Genomic DNA, 22,960 nt, shown 5'->3' with positions numbered 1-22,960 from the left:
CAGGTTCCCCCATGAGGGATATGCCCGGGCGTACTTGCTCTTTCACAACAGGGCGGATATTCTGAAAAAAGGGACATTGCCCGTCACCGATAACCTGTGAGGTCTCCATGTTTGAAACCGTCGTTCTCGGCAGACGCTGCAGCGACAAGAAGTTCAGGGAGGAAGCGCCCGCGCTGCGCATGAAGCTCTTCGAGGCCCAGCGCCGCTGCATCGAACGGAAAATACCGCTTCTCGTCACCATTGCGGGTATGGACGGATCCGGACGCGGCGCCGTCGTCAACCTGCTTTCGGAATGGATGGACAACAAGTTCGTGCACAACCATGTGTTCTGGATGGAGACCGACGACGAGCGGGAACGCCCGCGCGACTGGCGCTACTGGCTGCGGCTGCCGGCGGCGGGCACCGTGGGCGTGTTCTTCGGCGGATGGTACGGGGCCGCCATACGCATGTTCTGCACGGGCGACATGAGCGAAATGGAATTCTGCACCCGCATGCACCACTATCGGGGGCTGGAAGAAAGCCTCGCCGCCTCCGGCATGGCCATAGCCAAGATATGGCTGCATCTGGACAAGAAGGAGCACGCCGAAAGGCTGAAGAAAAGGCTGGAACACAAGCAGGTGCGGCACTTCACGCCCTACGACAAGAAGGCCTCGGAAAATTACGACGCCCTTGCCTCCGCCGCCTCCCGCGCCATCACCCTCACCGACAGGGCCTGCGCTCCGTGGACCATCGTGGATGCGGCCGACGCCAATTACCGCGACCTTGCCGTGGCGCGGGCCATCATTGCCGCGGTGGACCGCGCCCTTGCCGAACAGGACGCGAAAAAAGCCCGGCCGAAGGAAGCCCCCATCACGCAGGAAAGCGTCATTTCCACCCTCGACGCCATCGATCTGAGCGTGAAGGCCGACCCCGAGACCTACAAGAAGGATCTGAAGGACCTTCAGGACGAACTGCGCGAGCTCACCTATCAGGCCTGGAAGAAGGGCATTTCCAGCACCATCATTTTTGAAGGCTGGGACGCGGCGGGCAAGGGCGGCTGCATACGCCGCCTCATGGCCGGCATCGACGCCCGCATCAGCCGGGCCATCCCCATAGGCGTTCCCACCGATGAAGAACTGGCCCACCACTACCTGTGGCGCTTCTGGCGGCATATTCCCCGTGCAGGCTTCGTCACGGTATACGACCGCTCCTGGTACGGCCGCGTGCTGGTGGAACGTGTGGAAGGCCTGACGGCGCCGGAGGACTGGAGCCGCGCCTATGCGGAAATCAACCTCTTTGAGGAACAGCTCGTCGCGGGCGGAAACGTGCTCGTGAAGTTCTGGCTGCACTTCTCCCCCGAAGAGCAGCTGCGCCGCTTCAAGGAACGCGAGGAAACGCCGTGGAAGCAGTACAAGATCACGCCCGACGACTGGCGCAACCGCGAACGCTGGCCCGACTATGTGCGCGCGGCCGACGAAATGTTCCTGCGCACCAGTACGGGCTACGCCCCCTGGCACATCATTGCGGCGGAAGACAAGAAGGCCGCCCGTCTCGCCGTGCTGCGCACCTGCCGGGACACGCTGAAAAAGGCGCTGAAGAACGCCGGGGAAAAGCATAAGGAAGACCACGCAAAGAAATGACGCTCCGGGCGTTCCGGCCGGGACGGAACGCCCGCGCCATGCACGCGCCGGGGAGGGAAAGCCCGGCCGCAGGCTGTGGCGCCTGAAAGCATGGATGGAAAAAATTCATCCCGGATGAACAACAGGGGCGCGCCTGAGCCGTGCGCCCTCTTTCTCCGCACCTATTTCACGGAAGCGCGCTCTTTTCCTTGCCTCCCCCCTCATTAATGAGTAAGGTGCTTGGAACACTTCCCTGTATCCATGCCGCCAAAGGAAGCCCCATGCCCGAACTCACGCCCGAGAAGCGCCTTTTGCTCGATGAGATCAAGAATCTTTCCGTACAGATGAAGGATATCGCCTCCGCCATCTTCGCCGAACCCGAACTCGGTTATCAGGAGTTCAAATCCTCCGCCCGCCTCGCCGATTTTCTGGAAGAAAACGGCTTCCGCGTCGAACGCAACCTGCTCGACATGCCCACGGCCTTCCACGCCGTGTACGGCTCCGAAGACGGCCCCCAGGTGGCCTTTCTTGCGGAATTCGACGCGCTCCCCGGTCTCGGTCATGCCTGCGGGCACAACCTGTTCGGCACGGCTTCCTGCGGCGCGGCCATAGCCCTTGCCCGCCACCTTCCCGCAGGCGCCGTGCATGTGTTCGGCACCCCGGCGGAAGAAGGCAATGTAAGGGATGCCGGCGGCAAGGTACCCATGGCCGACGCGGGGCTTTTCGACAACATGGACGCCGTGATCGCCGCCCATGCCGAAGGCCGCACCATTCTCAAGCAGCAGCTCATTTCCCGCGCCAACCTTGAAATGGACTTCCACGGCAAGCCCGCCCACGCCGCCGGCGCGCCGGAAAAGGGCATCAACGCCATGGACGCCGCGGCCCTGGCCGTGATGGGCATCAACAGCCTGCGCCAGCACATGACGCACGACGTGCGCATCCACGGCCTGCTCACCGATACCGGCACCGCCATCAACACCATTCCCGAATTCGCCCGCCTGCGCTACGGCGTGCGCGCCCGCAAGCCCGAAACCCTGAACGCCACCATCGACCGCGTGGTCAACTGCGCACGCTGCTGCGCCCAGGCTCTCGGCTGCACCTTCTCCTGGCGTCATTCCGCCCATCCCTACTACACCATGCGGCACAACATGCCCCTGCTGCACGCCTTTGCCGGAAACCTCGAACTGCTCGGTGAAAACTACATCGAGGAAGTGCAGAGCAGCTATTCCACCGACATGGGTAACGTCAGCTTCAAGGCGCCTTCCATCCATCCCTATATTTCCATAGGAAGCGCCGATCTCGTGGGCCACAGCCCGGCCTTTGCGGAAGCCAGCCATTCCGAAAGCGGCTACAACGGCATGCTCATGGCGGCAAAGGCCATGAGCATGACGGGGTATGACGTGATCATGAACCCGGAACTCCGCCAGAGCTCGCGCGACGCCTTCAACGCCACCGACGATCTTGACTGATCCCTTCCCCCAGATTCCAGGCATCACGGCGCGAGCATGCTTGCGGCGTGATGCCTTTGTACACCTGTCCCCATCCTCAACATGCCAAGGAGCTTCAGGCTATGGCAAAAGAACAGATTGAAAACCTTTCCGGCATACTCGGTTTCATAGAACGGGCCGGCAACAGGCTGCCCCACCCCGTCACCATCTTTCTGATCCTCACGCTGGTGGTCATGGTGCTTTCCTTCCTTCTGCAGGGAACTCCCATGATCGACCCCAAGGGCAAATCCCTGGTGGTGAAGAGCCTCGCCTCGGCCGACGGCCTGACCTGGTTCCTTAAAAGCTGCGTGGACAACTTCGTGAAGTTCAAGCCTCTGGGCCTTGTGCTCGTCATGATGCTGGGCCTCGGCGTAGCGGAAGAAATCGGTCTTCTTTCCGCCGTTCTGCGCGGCAGTATTCTCAGCGCGCCCCGCAGCATGGTGACGGCCATCATCGCCTTTTGCGGCGTCATGGGCAACATGGCCTCCAGCGCGGCCTTCGTGGTGGTGCCTCCCCTCGGCGCCATGATCTTCAAGGGCCTCGGCCGCAATCCCCTCGCGGGCATGGCCACGGGCTTTGCAGGCTGCGCCGCCGGGCTCAACGCCAACATTCTCGTGGTGGGCACCGACGTGGGCCTTGCCGCCATCACCCAGCAGGCCGCCCAGATCATCGACCCGAACTTCACCGTGCATCCTGCCGTGAACTGGTACTTCATGGCGGTTTCCACCTTCGTGGTCACGGCCGTCATCGTGTTCCTCACGGAAAAATTCGTGGAACCCCGTCTTGAAGGCGTGGCCATGCACGAAGGCGCCATGGAAACCGAAGACATGTCCCTTACGCCCGAAGAACGCCGCGGTCTGCGCGCGGCCCTCATCGGCGGCGTGATCTACATCTTCCTCATCCTGCTCACCGTGGTGCCCGAACACGGCATCCTGCGCAACCCCAAGACCTGGGGCATCGTTCCCTCCCCCTTCCTCGATTCTCTCGTGCCCATTCTTCTGGGCTTCTTCCTGGCCGTGTCCATCCCCTACGGCGTCAGCACCCGCACCATCCGCAGCGACAAGGACGTGGTGCGCTACATGAGCCGTTCCATGCGGGAATTCGCCCCCTTCATCGTGCTCTGCTTCGCCGCCGGTCAGTTCGTGTCGAGCTTCGCCTACACCAACCTCGACATGTACCTTTCCATTCAGGGAGCCAACTTCCTCAATAATACCGGATTCTCCGGCATACCGCTGGTGGTTTCCTTCCTCCTGCTCACTGCCTGCATCAACTTCTTCATCGGCAGCGCCATGGCGAAATGGGCCCTGCTCGCCCCCATTTTCGTGCCCATGCTCATGCAGATGCAGCTTTCCCCCTACTTCATCCAGGCCGCCTACCGCGTGGCCGACTCCACCACCAACGCCATATCGCCTCTCGAACCCTTCATGGCCTTCGTCATCGGCGTGGCGCAGAAATACGCGAAAAACGCCGGTCTCGGCACCATCATTTCCCTGATGCTGCCCTACGCCCTCGGCATACTCTTCTTCTGGGGCCTCTTCCTCATCATCTGGATGCAGCTCGACCTGCCTCTCGGCCCCGGAGCCCCCGTTTACCTGCAGTAATATCCGTCACGCCCCGCCCGCGCCTCCCGCGCAGGCGGGGCCGAAACTTTCCCACGAAAAACGCCAGGAGGCCATGTGGAATACTTTGACTTTGAAATTATGGGACTCAAGCGCAAGCTTCCCTTTGTGAAGATCGGGGACAACCTCGCCCTTGCCAGCTTCGTCGTGCTTTCCGATACCGAACTCATCCAGGTCGTGGCGCCCGAACTCGTCAAGCGCCTGCCCGAGGTGGACGTGCTCATGACCGCCGAGGCCAAGGGCATCTGCCTCACCTATGAAATGAGCCGTCTCATGGGCATGAAGGACTTCGTGGTGGCGCGCAAGAGCCGCAAGCCCTACATGCAGAACGCCATTTCCCATTCCGTGTTCTCCGTGACCACGCAGAAGGAACAGACCCTCTGGCTGGACGGATGCGAAGCGGAAAAGATCAGGGGCAAGAGAGTGGCCCTCATCGACGACGTCATCGCCACCGGTGAATCCATTGAAGCCATCGAATCTCTGGCCCGCGCCGCCGGCGCGAACGTGGTGGCCCGCGCCGCCATTCTGGCCGAACTTCAGTCCGTGCACCGCAAGGACATCATTTTCCTGAAAGAACACTATGTGTTCCGTCCCAACCCCGACGGTACCTACACGCCGCTGGAAAAGCTGGACTAGCGCGCTTTCACGCAACGCGGGTGCTTCCCTGTCTTCCCCGCTCTGCGCGGGGTCTTGTTCTGCACGGTAAAAAGCCGGAAACAGTCTTGCCGGGCATTTGTTCTTCCCGGAAAGGGAAGTACAACACCAACCATGCCAATGAGCCGTATTCATGGATACTCCCCCCTCTTTCCCCATGGCGCGCGACGTGCCCCGCATGGGCGTTATCCGGGTCGTGCATGAAGCCTCGAAACTCGGTTTCTGGAACGGTCATCCCGACTGGTGCAACCTCGGCCGGGATCAGCCCGACGTGGGCGACATGCCCGGCGCACCGGAACCCATAAACCATATCGACATCGCCCCGGCCGACCACGCCTACGGTCCTGTGGGCGGCACGGGCGAAGTGCGCGAAGCCCTAGCCGACATGGTCAACAGAACCTGCCGCAGGGGCCGCTCCAAGTACACGGCGGACAACGTGAGCTTCGCCAGCGGCGGACGTCTCGCCCTCTCCCGCCTGTACACCATTCTGGCCGACGGTGCGCGCATCGCCTACAAGAACCCCGACTATACCGCCTACGAAGACTACCTCTACAGCCTGCACAACCGCTGCGTGCTGCGCCCTTCCGCGCCTCGGAAGAAAATGCCTTCTCCATTCCGGGAAACGCTGGAAAACTTCATCGTTCAGGAAAAGGCGAACGTCTTTGTGTTCTCCACCCCCTGCAACCCCACGGGCGAACTCATCAGCGGCGACACGCTGGAAAGCTATGTGGCCACCGCACGGCGCGAACACTGCCTTCTGGGAAGCGATGAATTCTATTCCCACTTCATCTACAACGAAGACGGTTCTCCCGCGAGCGGTCCCGTGGCCGAATTCGTGGAAGACGCGGACACGGATCCGGTGGTGCTCTCCGACGGTCTCACCAAGAGTCACCGTTACCCCGGCTGACGCGCCGGCTGGGCCGTGGGTCCCAGGCACATCATTGAAATGCTGAACCTCGCGGCCAGCGCCGTGGACGGCGGCCCCTCCATGCTCGCCCAGCGCGCCACCCTCGCCGCGCTGGAAGAAAGCCGTGTGGAACAGGAAACCACCGCCCTGCGTGCGGAATTTGCCCTGAAGCGCAAGATCATGCTGGACGGTCTCGCGGAACTCGGCATACGCCCCGCGGCCGAACCGCGCGGCACCTTCTATGTGTGGGCCAGCATCCGCGACCTTCCCGCCCCGCTCAACGATGCGGACGCCTTCTTCCACGCCTGCCTTTCCCGCAAGGTCATGACGGTGCCCGGCCGCTTCTTCGACGTGCGCCCCTACCGCACCCGTCCGGCCGAAGAACCCTACAAGAGCTGGGTGCGCTTCTCCTACGGGCCCAGCCGCGACGTGGTGAAGACCGGCATAGAACGCATCGCCGCCCTCATCCGCGAATACCGGTAAAAAAGCGGAGCCTTCTCCGCATCACTGCCGAAGAGACAGAAAAAGCGACCCGTAAGGGCCGCTTTTTGTATATACATCACAGCTCAGAACACTGCCTGAGAAACGCTCAGGCCTCCTTTCTGAGATACTTCTGAATAAGACGCAGCAGCACCTTCATGTCGAGGGGCTTGGCCACATGGGCGTTCATGCCGCTCTGCAGGCAGCAGCGTATGTCTTCGGAAAAGGCGTCGGCCGTCATGGCGATGATGGGAATGTTGCGGTCCGGCCGATCCAGCGCGCGCAGGGCACGGGCGGCCTGGTAGCCGTCCATCACCGGCATGCGCACATCCATGAGCACAAGGTCGTACCAGCCCGGTTCGGAAGCCTTGAACTTCTCCACGCAGATCTGCCCGTTTTCCGCCCAGTCCAGAATGAAGCCGTGCTGCTCCAGAAGAGCACTCGCAATTTCCCAGTTGAGTTCGTTGTCCTCGGCCAGAAGAAGCCTTCTGCCCCTGCCGAAGTCCTCGTCCTCCTCCTTCTTCTGTTCCAGCGCGCCCCCGCGTTCCGCAAAGGGCCGCAGGCCGTGGAAAAGCGTAGACTTGAAAAGAGGCTTGGCAATGAAGCCCGATATGCCCGCCGTACGGGCCTCCTCTTCGATGTCGCTCCAGTCGTAGGCGGAAATGAGCAGCACCGGCACATCGTCTCCCAGATGTTCGCGCAGCTGCTTTGCGGTTTCCATGCCGCTCATGCCCGGCATCTTCCAGTCAAGCAGCACAAGGTGATAGTCCAGCCCCTGTTCATGGTGCTTTTCCACCATCTTCACGGCGCTCTCACCGTCCGTCGTCCACTCCGCGTGCACGCCCATGTCCTTGAGGAAATACGCGGCGCTGCGGCAGAGATTTTCGTCGTCGTCCACCACCAGGGCATTCCAGCCGGGGAGCACCATGGGCCCCGTCTGGGACTCGGCCTTCTTCATGTCCAGCGTGATGTGAAATTCCGTGCCCCTGCCCAGGGCGCTGTGCAGTTCTATGGTGCCCTTCATCTGGTCCACGATGTATTTCATGATGGACATGCCGAGCCCGGAACCTTCTATGCGGTGGATGCGCTCGTTGTCCTCGCGGGAGAAGGTGTCGTAAATCTTCCGCTGGAACTCCTCGCTCATGCCCATGCCCGTATCCTTCACGCGAAGGTGGGTACGCACATAATTCTCACCCAGCGGAGAAGGTTCCTGAGAAAGATTCACCTGCACGGTGCCTTCCCGGGGCGTGAACTTCAGGGCGTTGGAAAGCAGGTTGAGCAGCACCTGCCCGAGGCGCACGCCGTCGGAATACACGTTCTCCGAAAGAATATCGTGGATGCAGATGTCGAACTGCTGATTCTTGGCCTTGACCAGAGGCTGGGCCACGCCGACCACCTCTTCGATGATCTCGCGCAGGGAAACCACGCTGATGTTGAGCGACAGCTTGCCGTGCTCTATTTTCGACATGTCGAGCACGTCGTTGATGAGCCCGAGAAGATGCCTGCTGGCAAGTGTGATCTTGCGCAGGCAGTCCTGCACCAGCGGCGTGTTTTCAGGGCTTGCGGCGGCAATGGCCGTCATGCCCACAATGGCGTTCATGGGCGTGCGTATGTCGTGGCTCATGTTGGAAAGAAATTCGCTCTTGGCATGGCTTGCCCTGTCGGCGTCGCTCTTGGCCTTTTCCAGCGCCGCAATCTGCCTCCGCGAGTCGCGGGAATAGAAAAAGAACATGGCAAGAATGGGCAGAGGCAGCAGCAGTCCCATGCCCACGGACATGTACAGGCGGCGCGTCCACATGCCGGAAATAAGCTCATCCAGAGAACCGTGGGGCATCACCGTCAGAAGATACCATTCACTGTTGGCCAGAGGAGAGCCGTGCATGTGCAGCCTTTCCCCTTCCACGGTCACGAACATCATGTGTTCCCTGCCGTTGGCGATATCGTCCCGCAGGGAGAAGAGCATTTCTCCGTTTCTGCCCTGTTCAAGAGCCTCGTTCAGAAGGCGGCCGTAGTAGTTGTCCCCCGCACCGGAATCCTTGAGCACAAAGGTGCCGTCCTTGCGGATGATCTGGGAAAAGACCATGGACTTGTCCGTATTCAGGGACAGGGCCTCGCTGATGTAGTTGAGCGGCAGCCCGGCGACAAGGGCCGTGCAGCGTCCGCCCTCACGCATGGGGTAGCCTTCAGTATGGGGATAGCCCACGGAAAGCCCTATGATGAGCAGCTCCTTTCCCGAAGCGGTCACACCGGAAGTGATGTTCTTCTCGCCCGCGTTCAGCGCGCGCAGAAAGGCCTCCTTGTCGCGTATGTTCACCTCTTCGCCGGAAACCACGTCGGCACGGCCCTTCGTATCGTACAGGGCAAGATAGGTGAAGCGCCGCACACTGGCCCCCGCGTCCAGCTTCATTGTCAGATCAGGCCCGTATTCCTCCACGCTTTCCGGCGGAATATCGGTGATGATGCTCTCCACCTGTTCCAGCTTCAGGTCGATGACGGAACGGAAGTGAAGCTGCATCTGAAAGTTCACCGTGTTCATGTAGATTTCACCGACGACCTGGCCGGACTCCTGCCCCTGGCGCATCATGGAAACGGTGCTCCAGACGAAAAGACCGGTACAGAAAACGGCACTGAACAGGCTGAACAGAAAAAGACGGCTGCTTTGTTTCTTCATGGGCTATCCTGAGAAAAGCCCCCTTTGGCAGAGCACGGACAGGGGAGAGAATCAATCCTTCTTCAAGAATTTTTCCAATACCTGAAAAAGATATTTAAAATCAATTGGTTTTGAGACATGCACATCCATGCCTGCGGCCTTGGTGGAAACGATGTCCTCGGCAAAGGCGTTGGCCGTCACCGCAATGATGGGCACTCTCCCGGCATCAGGCCGGTTCATGGCGCGGATGCGCCTTGCGGCCTCGCAGCCGTCCATTTCCGGCATCTGCATATCCATGAGCACGGCATGGAAAAAAAAGGGTTCGGAAGCGGCGAAAAGCTCCACGGCCTCGCGGCCGTTCCATGCCTGGGAAACCTCCATGCCGTTCATGGAAAGCATTTCCACGGCAAGTTCCATGTTCACCATGTTGTCTTCGGCAAGCAGGATATGCCTTCCCTTCAGCACTTCCATGTCGGGTCCCTGTTCCGCCGCAGCGGACTCACCCGTCTTTCGGGCCGCGGCAAAGGGCAGAACCACGGTGAAGGTACTGCCAGTTCCGAGGGTGCTTTCCACACGGATTTCTCCGTTCATGTGTTCCACCAGACTCTTGGTGATGGACATGCCGAGTCCCGTTCCGGCCACGTTCCTGGCGGAAAAACGGGTTTCCCTCGTGTAGGGCTCGAACAGATGCGGGAGAAACTCCTTCGATATGCCGGTGCCGGTATCGGACACCACGAACACATACTTGGCGAAATCCTCGGATTCCCGCTTTTCCACCTGCGTTACGGAAACGGTAATCACATCATCGGCAGAGGTGAACTTGAAGGCGTTGGAGACAAGATTGTTCAGAAGCTGCACGATGCGCACGGAATCGCCCACCACATGGGTATTCTTCACATCAAGCTGCACGCGCAGCGTCTTGTGCTCCATCTCCGCCTGCACGGCGTAGGCGTCGAGGCAGTCGCGGACGCACTTTTCCAGATCCAGTTCACGGTTGTTCAGGGCAAACTTGCCCTGCTCCATGCGCGACATGTTGAGCACGTCGTCGATGAGGTTCTTGAGCTGAAGACTGGAAAAATTGATTCTGTCGAGGCAGCTTCTGACCTTGTCCCTGTCATCCAGAAACTTTCTTGCGAGGTCGGACATGCCGATGATGGCGTTGATGGGCGTGCGCATGTCGTGGGACATATTGCTGAAGAAGGCCTGCTTCGCCTTTTCGCTCTGCTGGGAGTTCTCCAGCGATTCCTGAAGGAGTCTGCGTTCCTGAAGCTGACGCTGCTTTTCCTGCTCCACTTCGCGGAAACAGATGACCGCCTCTTCGGGAGAAAGGGATTCGTCGAACAGCACATGCACGCTGACCCAGCGGTATTCCTCGCCGAAGAGCCGCCGGAAGTCGCCGCCGAAATCCCGCACCCGGCGCGCCACAAGGGAACGGATGCTCCCGGCGGAAAAATTGCGCATGAATTCCTCCCGGGCCTCCGGCTCTATGACTTCCGTGATCACCTGCAGAAGGCCGTCGTAATCCCCCGCCTCCGGCAGTCTGCGCCGAACATAGTCGGAGCCCTTGATCATTTCATAGCTGTTGCTGCCGAAGTCCACGCGGTACAGGGCGTAATAGGAATTGCCGAGCACGCGCACGGTTTCGTTGGTGCTCTCCACCAGCGCGTTCGTCCGCACGAAGCGCCAGGAATACACGGCGAGAAAAAGGAAGAATATCCCCGAAAAGGCGGCCAGAAAGTAGAAAAGAACATCCGCTTTCTGCAGAATTTCCGCATAAGGCATGGTGAAGATGGTGTACCAGCCGTTGAAGAGTCTCGCATAGTACACCGCGCGCTTTTCCCCGTCCAGATCAATGATGTGCGCCCGGTAATCATCAAAATCACCGGCCTTCACCTTGTGGAAAAGGTTCGTCACATAGTCCTGTACAACATCATCATCCGCGGAAAGCGCCGTATGGCTGTAGAGTATGGCTCCGTTGCCGTCGCAGAGGAAAAAGGAATCCCTGTGCGTCATGATTTCAGGCAGGGCCTTGAAGCTGAAGTTCTGGGAAAAGATATCGAAGAAAATCACCGCGTCGGAGGTTCTGCACCGGCGGGCCACGGTGATGACGGGTTCCCCCGTCACCACATCCACATAAAGATTGGTGAATACGGTTTCTTCGGGGTGCGCCATGGCCAGTCTGTACCATTCGCGCTCCCGGGCCAGAGACTCGGGAAGGTCCTTGATCCGGCCTTCCCGGTCGATGGTCATGCCGTTGACGATGATGTAAGGTGTGACTCTGTCTTCCCCGACCACGGTCTGCACCCGGTCGAAGAACATGGCCAGACCTTCCGCCATGAAGGGGATGTCCCCTTCCTGAAGCCGCTTGTCCACAGAGGCCGCTCCGAAGGCCAGCAGCGTGCTGAAGGCGGTAAGGCGGCTCTGCTCCTCGGCCGCATAGTTGCCGGCCAGCGTCATGCCCGTACTTCTGGCATTGCGCAGCAGAATGTCGCGGAACATGTACATGCCGCCGCCGCTCAGCAGAACCACCGCGAGAAAAAGCAGCATGTTGAAATATATCCCCACCGGGAACGACCTGAAGCGCATATCTTTTCCTCTGGGTTGAAGGCCCGCCACAAGGTACGCAAAGGGAAAAAAGCGCGCCTGCGGAACAACCTCAGGCAAAGAGAAGGTTCCCCTTCCTGTCCGAGGCCGGACTGCACGCCCTGAAAGGTCCGTTCTGCGTACGGCCCTTCTCAGCTGAAACTTTTTTCTATGGCCTGCACGGCCGCGGCGTACGCCAGGGAGATATCGGGCATCATGTCGCCCGCGCCCTGCATGTCGCCCTCGCGCAGGGCCTGCACCTGCAGGTTCATAAGCTCATACAGCGCCGAAAGGGAAAGATTGCCGCACACGCCCTTGAGCGTATGCGAAGCTTCCAGCGCGGCCTGTGCATCCTGGGCCTCGAAGGCCCTTTCCAGTGCGACATAGGTCGTGTCCGCCGGGAACTTCTTCAGAAGCTTTCCCATGATGGCCTCGCTCCCCATGCAGCGCTCCAGCATGCCGTCCACATCAATGCCTCCGGCCGCAAGCGTTTCCTTCACCTGTGCGTCCATGTCTCAGTCCTCCTTCGGGCTGTGGATATACAGCTGGGCCAGTTTCTCTTCCACGGCGAAGAAACGGTCCAGCAGCAGCGGATTGAACACCCCGCACTGGTGTTCACGAATCATCTTCAGAGCTTCGGCACGGCTGAAGGCGCCCTTGTAACAACGCTTGCTCACCAGGGCGTCGTACACGTCCGCCAAAGAGACGATCTGCGCCCAGATGGAAATCTCGTCACCCTTGAGCCCGTCGGGATAGCCCCGGCCGTCCCAGCGCTCATGGTGGTGGCGGGCGATGTCGTAGGCGTACCTGTAGGACTCATGTTCGCGCAGTTGCGGAATCTTCTTCAACAGTTCCGCGCCCTGGGTGGTATGGGTCTTGATGACTTCAAATTCCTCCGGCGTGAGCCTGCCGGGTTTGTTCAGTATGGAATCGGGAATGGCGATCTTGCCCACGTCGTGCATGATGGAGGCAAGGGCAATGTGCTCTATGTCTGCGGAGTTCAGGCCGTTGCCGAGGTCGGTATGAAGGAGCAGAAAACGCGTGATGTCGTGTATGCGGCGGACATGCTCGCCCGATTCCCCGTTGCGGAATTCGATGGCCGTGGACAGCGATTCTATCATCCCCTCATTGAGCCGGATGATCTTCTGCGCCTGAAGCAGCAGTTCCGACTGCTGCTCTTCCACCTTGTTGCCCAGAATCTTTCTCGCCCGGAAAAGTTCTACCACGGAATTCACCCGCCGCTGCACCACATAGGGCACCACGGGCTTGCTGATCACGTCCATCACGCCCAGCTCGTAGGCCTCCCGCGTGACGGCGTCGCTTGCCTCCCCGGTAATGAGAAAAGCGGGAATCTTCCCGGTGAGTCCTTCCGCCTGCATGCGCCTGAGCACCTCGATGCCGTCCATTTCCGGCATCACCACATCCAGAAGCACGGCACAGTACTTCTCGGGCGCGGCCAGTATGGCATCCAGCCCCACCCTGCCGTTTTCCGCCTGCTCCGCAGGATAGAAGGAAGAAAAAATATGCTCCAGAAGTGCGCGGTTGATGTCGTTGTCATCAACGATCAGAAGTGTGCCGGTCTGCTGTTCCTGCTGGGGAAACGGAAACATGCTCTCTCTCCTCCCCCGGCCGGAACGTCCGCCTCCGGCCGAAATGGTCTTTCACCTTTATATCCTTTGCGCGGCGATTTGTCATGTGCGAAGAACCGCCGCTTTCCGGCTGTGAAAAAATCCCCTTTCCCCGCACATCTGTTTCCCCGGCCTCCCTGCGGGAAAAACATCGATTCTCCGGGAAAAAGACGCCCGCCTCCCCTTTAACAAAAAGAAAACACCTTCTGATGATAAAAAAATCCCTGTTCTTTTCCTCGTTCCCCGTCAAAAGACAATGATACATGATGCCGGCATCTTCCCCCGGAAGGGCTTGTATACATCACACTTGCGCAGACACATAATTTTGAAATATAATTTCAACACATATTCACAAAATACTCTTCTTTCATCAGACATGAATCATATTTACCTGTAACTTGACTTTTATATTTTCGTGGTGATATTAAATAGACCGCCTCAGAATGTTTCAAATACCGCAAGGAAGGCATGCGATGCAGGAGCATTCTTTAAAATATCAATATACTGTCCGTAAGCTTCTGGAAGAAATGGATGTTCTCCGGCAGACCTTCACGCTGGTGCGTCTTGTGTCACCGGAGGACTGTCGTACCTGCCATATTGAAGGCGACAGTATCTCTTTTAAAGAGGCCTGCTTCCGTACATGGAAGCGTTCATCCTGCTGTGATTACTGCCTTTCCCGCGAGGTTTCGCGTTCCCGTACTCCCGGCGCGAAGATCGAATCCCTCGACGGGCGCCCCTTTATCGTTTTCGCCAAGTGCGTCCGCCTGAACGGCAAGGACTATTCGCTGGAAATGATTGCTGAAATCACGGGTATGCCCAGCCTGAACCATGAAGAGCGCGTTCTTGGTGAAATATGGCGTCTGCAGGAAGAGAACGCCCGCCTTCTGCGCGACCCGCTGACGCAATGCTACAGCCGCCATTACCTGAACAACAACTTTCATCTCTATGTGCAGGAAGCGAAAAACGTGGGCAAGGAACTGTGCATCGCCCTGCTCGATATGGACAACTTCAAGCACATCAACGACAAATACGGTCATGCCATCGGCGACGAGGTGTTGCGGAGCTGCTGCCTGTTCTGGCTGAAGTACTTCGACACGCAGCATCACAGCTTCCTCACCCGCTACGGGGGCGACGAATTCGTCATCACCGCCATGGCGGACAGCTATGAGGCTTTCTGCGAGCGGCTGAGAAAGCTCGACGCCTCCATGCGGAAAAACGTCGTCATGGACGACGGGCGCACCATACCCTTTTCCTTCACCATAGGCTGCGCCTGCATGAGTGAAACGCTGCAAAGCGTGAAGGACGATTTCGACGTGTGGAGCGCCATGTTCATACTGGCCGACAAACGCATGTACGAAGGCAAAAGCACGGGGCGCAACCGCATCATCACCGCAGACTGACACGCCCCGCCCGAAAGCCGCATGAAGCCGGAAAAGGACCTTTCCGCCGCATGCGGCACGGCGTCCAGCCGCTCATCAAAGACAAATGGGACCCCACCGGCATAGCCGGTGCTTCCTCTTATGCACCTGTAAGGCTTTCTTACCAGCCGCGCCCTAACAGGCGCATCTACGATCTGACATCTGCATTTCTGTTGCCGGCGGCCCGTCAACGGGCTTCCGGCGTATGGGATGCTCAACCGGTCTCCGCGTTTGTCCCCGGCCGGTTGATGCCTGATGTATCCGGCCATCTTTGCCTTATTCCTGCCTGCCGTGTCGACATGGTCACCACGGCGCCAGAACTCCCGATGACGACAGGTGAACTTCAGCTCACCGAACTGTTCCTATATCATCAGGCTGCTCTTTCCTTTCACCTGTCCCACAAACGCCGATACACGTATCTTTCGTATGCGCCAACTTCTCTGTGTCTCCCATGGTGACCTTTTTGATGTGCTTATGGGCACAGTTGCCGGACCGCACCTCTTTCTCAGCAAATCAAAAGGAGTGGTTATCACTTATGCATAACTATACGTTTTCGGGAACCCCCAGCCCGGCGGGGGGGGCTTTTAGTCAGGACCACCCGTAAAACAGGCGGCTTGTTCAGCCCTGCAAGGGCTTGTTGCTTACCCACGCATTAAGGGCTCCGGCTTGAACTTCTCTGGTCGGCGCCCTCTCTTTTTCAACAGTTCAAGCCCCATGTCCTTTGACCCGCAGCCTGCTCCTCAAGGAGCTTTCCCTGCTTCGTACGGAACGGATCCGTATATTCCCTGACCGTTCTCTTATCTGGCATGATATCTTCTCCATCCTGCTCCCGTATCTATTTCCTGATTCTTGCTTCGTTCAAACCTGCTGTGCCGACGTCATATCCCACGCTCCGGAATCTCCGGTTGCCATACCGGTATTTCCGCCGGGAACATTCATCAACAATCATCAGGGAACTTTTACCCTTGATATACCCCGTAACCGACGACAGCGCATGCTTTGGCGGTATCATGACAGGCATATGCACATGGTCCATCATCCTATATCCCTCCATCATTTCCCTTCCCTTGCAACGACAAAAGCTGTCGTATGATTTTTCCTGTCTCCTCACGGTATTGCCCGTAAATCACGTTTCTCCTGTACTTCGGGGTGAAGACCATATGGTACCTGCACGGCCGTTTCGTATGCGCCAGATGTTGTTCTTTCGCCATAAAAAAAACACCTTTTCGATGGGGACGGGAGCCTGGACAACTCCGTCTTGTCGAAAAGGTGTTTTTTCAGGTATAACCGTTTTGGCCTCCACCCGCTGAGCGGGTGTTTTTCTGTTTCGGTCGCTTCCGCTCCCTCAACTGCCTGAAGGCCTTTCTCATCCCGTGCCCCTGCCGTCCGGCGGACGGCAGGGGGGCGTTCCTTTCTCAGTTTCCAGAGTGGGCCGCATACAGCCCTTCCGGCGTTTCCAGCACCTTCTTCAGGTGCGCCACCACGTTCTGGTCGAAGCTGGGGCTGCCTTCCAGAGCGGCAATGGCCTTTTCCCAGCTCATGCCCTCACGGTAGGAACGGGAACTCACCATGGCGCAGAAGGCGTTGAGCACGGAAAGCACGCGGGCTTCGGGCAGGATGTCCTCTCCGGCAAGATGGCGCGGATAACCCGAACCGTCCATGTTCTCGTACATTTCATGAAGCGCCCTGGCGATGGGCAGATCAAAGTCGATATTTTCCAGAAGGTTGCAGGCATGTTCCGGAACCTTGCGCACTTCCTCCAGTTCCTCAGGCGTAAGCCTGCCCTTCTTGGTCAGAAGTTCTCGGGGAATGAAGAGCTTGCCCACCTGGGAAAGCATGGCGCCCATGACCACGGTATTTCTGCCGTCTTCGGAAAGGCCCATGCTCTTCGCCACCAGCTCGCCCAGCCTGGCCATGCGGTGCGAATGCCCGGCAAGGTAGGGATCGACGCTTTCCTCGGCGCGGGTGAAGGCCTCGATAAGGCTCCTCTGCTGCTGACGCATGCGGTCGCTGCGCCGCCGGAATTCCGTGATGTCCTTCATACTGACCACGGCGCCGCGCATGCTTTCGCGCATGCGGCTTTCGCTGGAATCAAGGAAGGGGAAGAGCGTCACACGGTACAGGCGCTTTTCTCCGTCATGCTCCAAATACACTTCACAGCCCTGATCCCGGTTGTTGATGGCCACCTGGCGGATGCGGTCGAGAAGTTCCGAAGCCGTATCCACGGGGAAGCAGGAAAAGAGCATCTGCTCTTCCACGTCCTGCACCTGTCTGCCGATAATGGAGGCAAATGCGGGGTTGCAGATATGGATCTGCCCCTTCACGTCGGCCATGAACAGGCCGATGTCCAGAGAAGTGTTCACGCTGTCCAGAAGTTCCTTCTGGCGGGAAACGAGCTGATTGAGGCGCTGCAGTTCGGCCGTCACGGCCCGCTGCTGACGGCCGAGTCCCATCCACCACAGCAGTCCGCAGAGCAGTATGAAGCTCAGCCAGCCGAGCACGCCGCCCACATAGACGGGAAGTTCGGCCCGGAAAAGCAGCCTGTCCACGGCGGCTACGGGCGTTTCATGAATGATGCTCCAGTCCAGCCCGGGAATGAACACGGACATGGAATACACCATACTGTCCTGCGACACGCTCCTGCGCAGGGCAAAGGGAAGCGAACCGCCGGACTCGGTGAACTGACGCGCCGAATCCGCGGCCAGCGCCACGGGCGCGGGCACATGCAGCAATTCCCAGGCATCGCCGTTGCGCTGCATGATGTAGGAAACCGAAAGGTCGTTCTGCTTGGGGCGCGCGGTGAACTGCGACACCTTGGCAAGCACCGGCGTGGTGGACATGAACACGGCCACGCGCTTTTCGGGATTTTCCAGGTCGGACACAGGTTCAAACACATCCAGCGCCAGACCGTTGGGACAGGCCCTCACGGGCAGAAACGCGGTTTTTCCCGTTTCCATGGCCTGCACGGCGGCCCGGGCCTGAGCGGCGGAAAGCGGAGAAGGCGTGCTCAGCGCGGAAAGAATGGTCTGACCTTCGCGGTTGACGAGGCGCGCATCCAGCAGGCCGTTATAATTCATGAATTCAAGCAGTATTCTGCGGATGGCGGGCACTTCCTCGGAAAGCACGGCCGCGCTGCCGGAAAAGCTGATGCCGTGATCGGCGTTGTTGATGCTGCCCGCCACGGCTTTATCCAGCCCAAAGAGGTCGGAGGAGAAAAGCCGGTACGTTTCTGAAGCGCTCACGCGCAGCCTGAGCTTCTGCATGTCCGTATTCCATATATCGATGGCCCGGACGGCATCATCCAGCCAGGAGGACACGTTCTGCTCATAGCGTTCCAGCAGCTCAAGCCGCCTGTTTTCCAGCTGGGAAAAACAGAAGAACAGGGCTACCCCCCCTGAAACAAGCACAAGACAAAGCGCGGCCAGAATAGCCGATTTTTTGGAAAAACCGGAATATCCGGCCTGTTTCGGGCTGTTCATAGGTCTCCTCCATCCTCTCTGCGGAAAACGTCTTCTCTCTTCGCCGGGTCCGCGTCGGTACCTGCGCTAGCGCGGCTTTACATGAACCCAGCGGTATTTCTCGTTCACCGAAAACTGCGGCGCGTAGTTGCGCACTCTCTGCGCCGGCCGCACGGAATCGGAAAGATTGTCCAGAATATAAATATCATCGCCCTGGTACACGGCAAGTATGGCATGGCCTATGTTGCGGATGGTTTCCCGCACCACCACGATGCGCATGTCGTCCACCGGCACGCCGAGTTCCTTGAGCGTATAGTACTTGACGATGCAGTAATCCTCGCAGTCGCCGGACTTGCTCAGAAATTCATAGGGAGCGGCCCAGTAGTCCTGCTTTCTGTACACTTCCTGGTCGGTACGGTAGGGCCACCTGTTCCAGAACCTGTTGACGATATCAAGCTTTTCCCGGAAGGGTCTGCCTTCCGCCTTTTGTCTCAGATCCTTCCAGAGCGTGGAGGAGTTGAAACGGTTCTCGTCGAAAAAAATCGGTTTCTTCCGGTTTCTTTCTATAGCGGAAAGCCAGTTCTTCTGCTTTTTCAGCTCCATTTGAAATTCCACCGTTCCGAACAGGCGCGGCCTGGCCTGTGCGGAGGAGGCGAGGAACGGAACATACGCCAGTGTACAGGTCACGCACAGCAAAAGCGCAAGCATACGCCCGACATGTGCCATGTGCGCCAGAATCCCCATGGGTACTCCACATCCCCCTTTTCTTCTGCCGGAAGATTAATGTCCGAACCCGGCCCTGTAAAGGATACTTTCCAGAGCCGGGTCAGAAAAGCCGGAGGAGATCCTCCGGCTCTTGTACGCTCTTATTCCGGCATGGTGATCTGATCGAGAGGCTCGCTGTCGTGAGGAGTCACCTTGAGCATGTCGGTCTTGATGCCCAGGCTGGGCAGAAGATCACCGGCAAGGGCCTTCATACGGTAGGCGGCGATGAGGGTGTTGCCCAGAGCCGTGGCGGCCTGCGTGGAGGAGTTGAACAGTTCGTTTTCCGCATCCAGCACGTCGAGCAGGCTGCGTTCGCCGAGCACGAACTGCTCTTCGTAGGCGCTGCGCGTGGTCTTGTTGTACTCGATGGCTTCGCGGTAATGCTCAAGCTGCTTCTGGGCGGAAAGAAGCTGCGTCCAGCTTTCTTCCACGTTGAGCTTCAGATCGTCCATGTAGTCGTAAAGCACCTGGCGGCTCTGACGGATGCGGGCCGCGGCGGCCTTGCTTTCCGCCACGTCGGCGCCGCTGTTGAACAGATTCCAGCGCACCACGGCGGCTACGCCGAATTCCGCGGTCCACAGTTCGCTCTTGCCGTCGCGGTCGGAGTAGGAAGGCCCGGCTTCAAGGCTGAGGGAAGGGCTGTAGGCGGACTGCACCTGTTCCCTGACGGCTCTGGCGGCCTTCACGTCTTCCAGATACGCGGCAACCTTGGGGTTACCCTTCTGGGCGGCCTTGAGCACTTCATCGGCATTCTTGAACATCTTGGCAGGCATGTTCACCGGGCCGAGATTCATGGCGGAACGGCCGGTGAGGCGGGTATAGGTGTCTTCACCTATGCGCAGGGAGGCGCGGGCTTCGGTAAGGGTGGAACGGGCGCGGGAAAGACGGCTCTGCGCCTGGGAAACGTCGGCCATGGTGTCCACGCCCTGCGCTTCGCGGGCGCGGGCCTTGGCAAGAATGTCCTCATGGCTCGCCACGTTGTCCTGGGCGAGTTTATAGATCTGCTGACGGCGCAGCACGTCCACATGGGCGATGATGGCGTCAAGCGCCAGCGTATTGGCGTTGTCCAGCACACGATGATCCAGCGAACGGTAGGTGGCCTCGGCCTCGCGCACGCGGCCGCGGGTCAGCCAGCCGTCCCACAGAGGCTGGGTCACCAGAAGCGAAGCGGAGGAATAGGGCGCCACATCATTATAGCCGTAGGAACGGGTCGTGCTGTCGGTAAGCTTGCCGAAGCCGCCCCTCGCCGTAAGATCAACTCTGGGACCGTAACCGGCCTTCGCCCTGTCGACCTCATGGCCGACCGCGCTGCGGTTTTCCTGAATGGCCTTCAGGGAATTGTTGGTGTTCAGCATGGACTCAATGGACTGCTTCAGGGAAGTGGGTGCATCTCCTGCCGCCAGCGCAGGGACGCAGAGCATGACGCCGAGACAGCCGGAAACAAAAACGGTGAACAAAGGTTTCATACATCCTCCGATCGGTTTGTTCGCAATGCTTTCTCCCCAGAATTTCCCCCCCCGGGGGGGAGACACATCGGCAGGAAACATGCACGAAATATGAACTCATACCAGACGCAAAACCGGGAAAAACACTGCGCCCTGCGGCGCAGACAAAGCTGCGATTTTTCCATCTCCTCAGAAACACTTATAAAATTTGTATACTATTATATATATTTTTCTCATATCACCGTCAAGATTTTTTTCCACTTTCATGCGCGGAATAGCATTTCCGTCTTTTCCCTTCCTTATTCTGAACGTGTTTTCTCTTATTTTACATGAAGTCCATTATCAATACAGAAGCCTGTATTCCTTACAAGTATTGTATATCAGAAAATATTTACAAAAAATTTTTATGCACAGAAAAATGCACATCTTTTATTCCTTTACACGCCATACAGTAGTTAATTTTTTCCGCCTGAATATCAGGCCGACACCATGCCCCGGCCGACTTTTTTTCTGATGGCCGCTCTGCTTTTACAGCGTATCTTTCTTTTCAGAACGGGTCAAGTTTCCTGCCCGAAACGCTCTCTTTCTTTGTCTGAAACTTGCCTGTCATGCTTTGCTTCAGAACATACCGGATTATTTTTCTTTCCAGAAGGGGCGGCATTCCATGTCACAATGCGCCCCGGATTCTTCTGCGGGCCGGGAACGGGATGAAACGGAAGCCTCCTTTCCGTTACTTTTCCCTCAGAGCGTTCTGCTTGGCCTTGAGAATGGGCTTGAGCAGGTAATCCAGCACGGTTTTCTTGCCCGTCATGATATCCACGGTGGTCATCATGCCGGGCATGATGGGCAGTTCCTCCCCGTGGTACACGATGGCGGTTTTCGGGGTGCGCACCTTCACCAGATAGTAGAACTCGCCTTTCTTGTCCTCTATGGTGTCGGCGCTTATCTGTTCCAGCACGCCGTCCAGACCGCCGTAAATGGAATAATCATAGGCCGAGACCTTGACCATGGCCTTCTGCCCCGGGTGCAGGAAGGCCACGTCCGCCGGGCGCACTCTGGCTTCCACCAGAAGCGTATCGTCCAGAGGCACGATTTCCATGATGGGTTCGCCGGGTTTGACCACGCCGCCCACGGTGTTGATATAAATCTGCTTCACGGAGCCGCGCACCGGAGAACGAAGTTCCGTTCTGGTCACGCGGTCGCTCCCGGCGGAAAGCCCTTCGCGCAGGGAAGCGAGTTCCAGACTGCGCTTGTTGATTTCCTCCATGATGACGGCGTCAAGTTCCGCCTTGCGCAGATTCATGCGGTGTTCCGCCTCGCTGGCCGCCGCCTCCGTGCGGGGAATGGACACGGTGAGCGTGTCGATTTCCCCCTGAGCCTGCACCGCGCGTTCCTGAAGTTCCAGGTACTGCACGCGCGAATAGCTGCGCCGCTGCAGCAGAGGCTCGGCAATGTTGAGCTGCTGACGTATCAGCGAAAGACTCCTGGTCAGCTGTTCCTTGCGGGAAAGCTGCTCCTTCACTTCCTGGCGGCGCTGCTCGGCCTGCGCCATAAGCACATTGAGCTCGGATTCCCGCTGGCGTTCGTACACGGCATAGGTTTCCTGCTGCACTCTGGTGAGCCTGCGCCCCTGTTCCAGCTGATCTTCGGTAAGGGGATAGCCCGTACCCCGTTCCAGCCATGAGCGCAGATCTTCCGGCCATTCCAGGGGAGTACCGGATACGGAAGCGCGCAGGCGCCGTATGGCGATGAGGTTTTCCATGGCCTTGTAGAGCATGTCGCGCAGGTTGCTTTCCGCCATTTCATTGTTCAGGCGGGCGAGCACGTCGCCTTTTTCCACAATCTGACCTTCATGCACGTCCACCCCGCTCAAAATACCGCCCTCAAGGTTCTGAATGATCTGCGTACGGGAAGAGGGCACCACCTGCCCTTCCGCGCGGGTGACTTCATCGAGCGTGGCAAACCCCGCCCAGACAATGAACGAGGCGAAAAACAGAAATACCCCGACAGAAAGCCACCGGGCCTTTCTGGTGGGACGACGGGCCAGGGCGGCTTCCACCTCGGCCGCATAGGGCAGATCTTCGGGAAGCAGCCTGCTTGAAAGGGAAGCCGGCTCAAAAAGGCTCCGTGCGGGCCGCGGCTGTGCGGGAGCCTGGCCGGGAACAGCCCCGGATTCCGGGGGAACGTCCGAGCCTCTGGCAGGCGTGTTCTTTATTTCTTCATCCATGGAAAAATTTTCCTTTACGGCATGGTCTCATACGGCGTCGA

General features: G+C 58.6%; 13 protein-coding genes and 3 pseudogenes. 6 read left to right on the top strand and 10 right to left on the bottom strand.

Features of this window, described 5'->3' with window-relative positions:
• The first annotated feature begins 107 nt into the window (after positions 1-107).
• From pap to Q0K07_RS01500, 5 genes and pseudogenes are all read left to right on the top strand, one after another.
• On the top strand, positions 108-1,619 hold the full coding sequence (pap, locus tag Q0K07_RS01520) for a polyphosphate:AMP phosphotransferase (RefSeq protein WP_294555466.1): 1,512 nt from the start codon (positions 108-110) through the stop codon (positions 1,617-1,619).
• A 260-nt stretch (positions 1,620-1,879) separates the two neighbouring features.
• Positions 1,880-3,067 (top strand): M20 family metallopeptidase, encoded by a 1,188-nt coding sequence (locus tag Q0K07_RS01515; protein WP_294555464.1) that lies wholly within the window; start codon positions 1,880-1,882, stop codon positions 3,065-3,067.
• A 101-nt stretch (positions 3,068-3,168) separates the two neighbouring features.
• The gene (locus tag Q0K07_RS01510) at positions 3,169-4,686 is read left to right on the top strand and encodes an AbgT family transporter (RefSeq protein ID WP_294555462.1); all 1,518 of its coding nucleotides are present in this window, start codon (positions 3,169-3,171) and stop codon (positions 4,684-4,686) included.
• 75 nt (positions 4,687-4,761) lie between these two features.
• Positions 4,762-5,340 carry a phosphoribosyltransferase family protein gene (locus Q0K07_RS01505; protein WP_294555460.1) on the top strand — a complete coding sequence of 193 codons (579 nt, stop codon included), beginning with the start codon at positions 4,762-4,764 and terminating at the stop codon, positions 5,338-5,340.
• Between the two features lie 151 nt (positions 5,341-5,491).
• Positions 5,492-6,748, top strand: a pseudogene (locus Q0K07_RS01500) (pyridoxal phosphate-dependent aminotransferase).
• Positions 6,749-6,854: 106 nt separating this feature from the next.
• On the opposite strand, the gene Q0K07_RS01495 reads toward Q0K07_RS01500, so the two are convergent.
• The 4 genes from Q0K07_RS01495 to Q0K07_RS01480 all read right to left on the bottom strand — a co-directional run bounded on the left by Q0K07_RS01495 (position 6,855) and on the right by Q0K07_RS01480 (position 13,588).
• A complete protein-coding gene (locus Q0K07_RS01495) occupies positions 6,855-9,416 on the bottom strand; it encodes a response regulator (RefSeq protein ID WP_294555458.1) in 2,562 nt (853 codons plus the stop codon).
• Positions 9,417-9,467: 51 nt separating this feature from the next.
• On the bottom strand, positions 9,468-11,981 hold the full coding sequence (locus tag Q0K07_RS01490) for a hybrid sensor histidine kinase/response regulator (protein WP_294555456.1): 2,514 nt from the start codon (positions 11,979-11,981) through the stop codon (positions 9,468-9,470).
• 149 nt (positions 11,982-12,130) lie between these two features.
• Complete coding sequence (locus Q0K07_RS01485) at positions 12,131-12,490, bottom strand: Hpt domain-containing protein (RefSeq protein ID WP_294555454.1); 360 nt, start codon at positions 12,488-12,490, stop codon at positions 12,131-12,133.
• Positions 12,491-12,493: 3 nt separating this feature from the next.
• Positions 12,494-13,588, bottom strand: coding sequence for an HD domain-containing phosphohydrolase (locus Q0K07_RS01480; RefSeq protein WP_294555452.1), 1,095 nt, complete (start codon positions 13,586-13,588; stop codon positions 12,494-12,496).
• 491 nt (positions 13,589-14,079) lie between these two features.
• On the opposite strand from Q0K07_RS01480, the gene Q0K07_RS01475 reads away from it, so the two are divergent.
• Positions 14,080-15,006 (top strand): GGDEF domain-containing protein, encoded by a 927-nt coding sequence (locus Q0K07_RS01475; protein WP_294555448.1) that lies wholly within the window; start codon positions 14,080-14,082, stop codon positions 15,004-15,006.
• Positions 15,007-15,200: 194 nt separating this feature from the next.
• On the opposite strand, the pseudogene Q0K07_RS01470 reads toward Q0K07_RS01475, so the two are convergent.
• The 6 genes and pseudogenes from Q0K07_RS01470 to Q0K07_RS01445 form a co-directional block, all read right to left on the bottom strand.
• Positions 15,201-15,446, bottom strand: a pseudogene (locus Q0K07_RS01470) (transposase); the annotation flags it as partial.
• A gap of 275 nt (positions 15,447-15,721) precedes the next feature.
• Positions 15,722-16,235, bottom strand: a pseudogene (gene tnpA / locus Q0K07_RS01465) (IS200/IS605 family transposase).
• A gap of 204 nt (positions 16,236-16,439) precedes the next feature.
• Positions 16,440-18,503, bottom strand: coding sequence for an HD domain-containing phosphohydrolase (locus Q0K07_RS01460; RefSeq protein WP_294555445.1), 2,064 nt, complete (start codon positions 18,501-18,503; stop codon positions 16,440-16,442).
• A gap of 66 nt (positions 18,504-18,569) precedes the next feature.
• Complete coding sequence (locus Q0K07_RS01455; RefSeq protein WP_294555443.1) at positions 18,570-19,226, bottom strand: transglutaminase-like cysteine peptidase; 657 nt, start codon at positions 19,224-19,226, stop codon at positions 18,570-18,572.
• 122 nt (positions 19,227-19,348) lie between these two features.
• On the bottom strand, positions 19,349-20,713 hold the full coding sequence (locus Q0K07_RS01450) for a TolC family outer membrane protein (RefSeq protein WP_294555440.1): 1,365 nt from the start codon (positions 20,711-20,713) through the stop codon (positions 19,349-19,351).
• A gap of 709 nt (positions 20,714-21,422) precedes the next feature.
• Positions 21,423-22,919, bottom strand: a complete 1,497-nt coding sequence (locus Q0K07_RS01445) for an HlyD family type I secretion periplasmic adaptor subunit (protein ID WP_294555437.1) — start codon at positions 22,917-22,919, stop codon at positions 21,423-21,425.
• Positions 22,920-22,960 lie beyond the last annotated feature (41 nt).

This window comes from uncultured Mailhella sp. (assembly GCF_944324615.1).
GTDB lineage: Bacteria > Desulfobacterota > Desulfovibrionia > Desulfovibrionales > Desulfovibrionaceae > Mailhella.
Note: the sequence above shows the minus strand (reverse complement) of the source record. Positions and strands in the feature narration are given on the sequence as shown.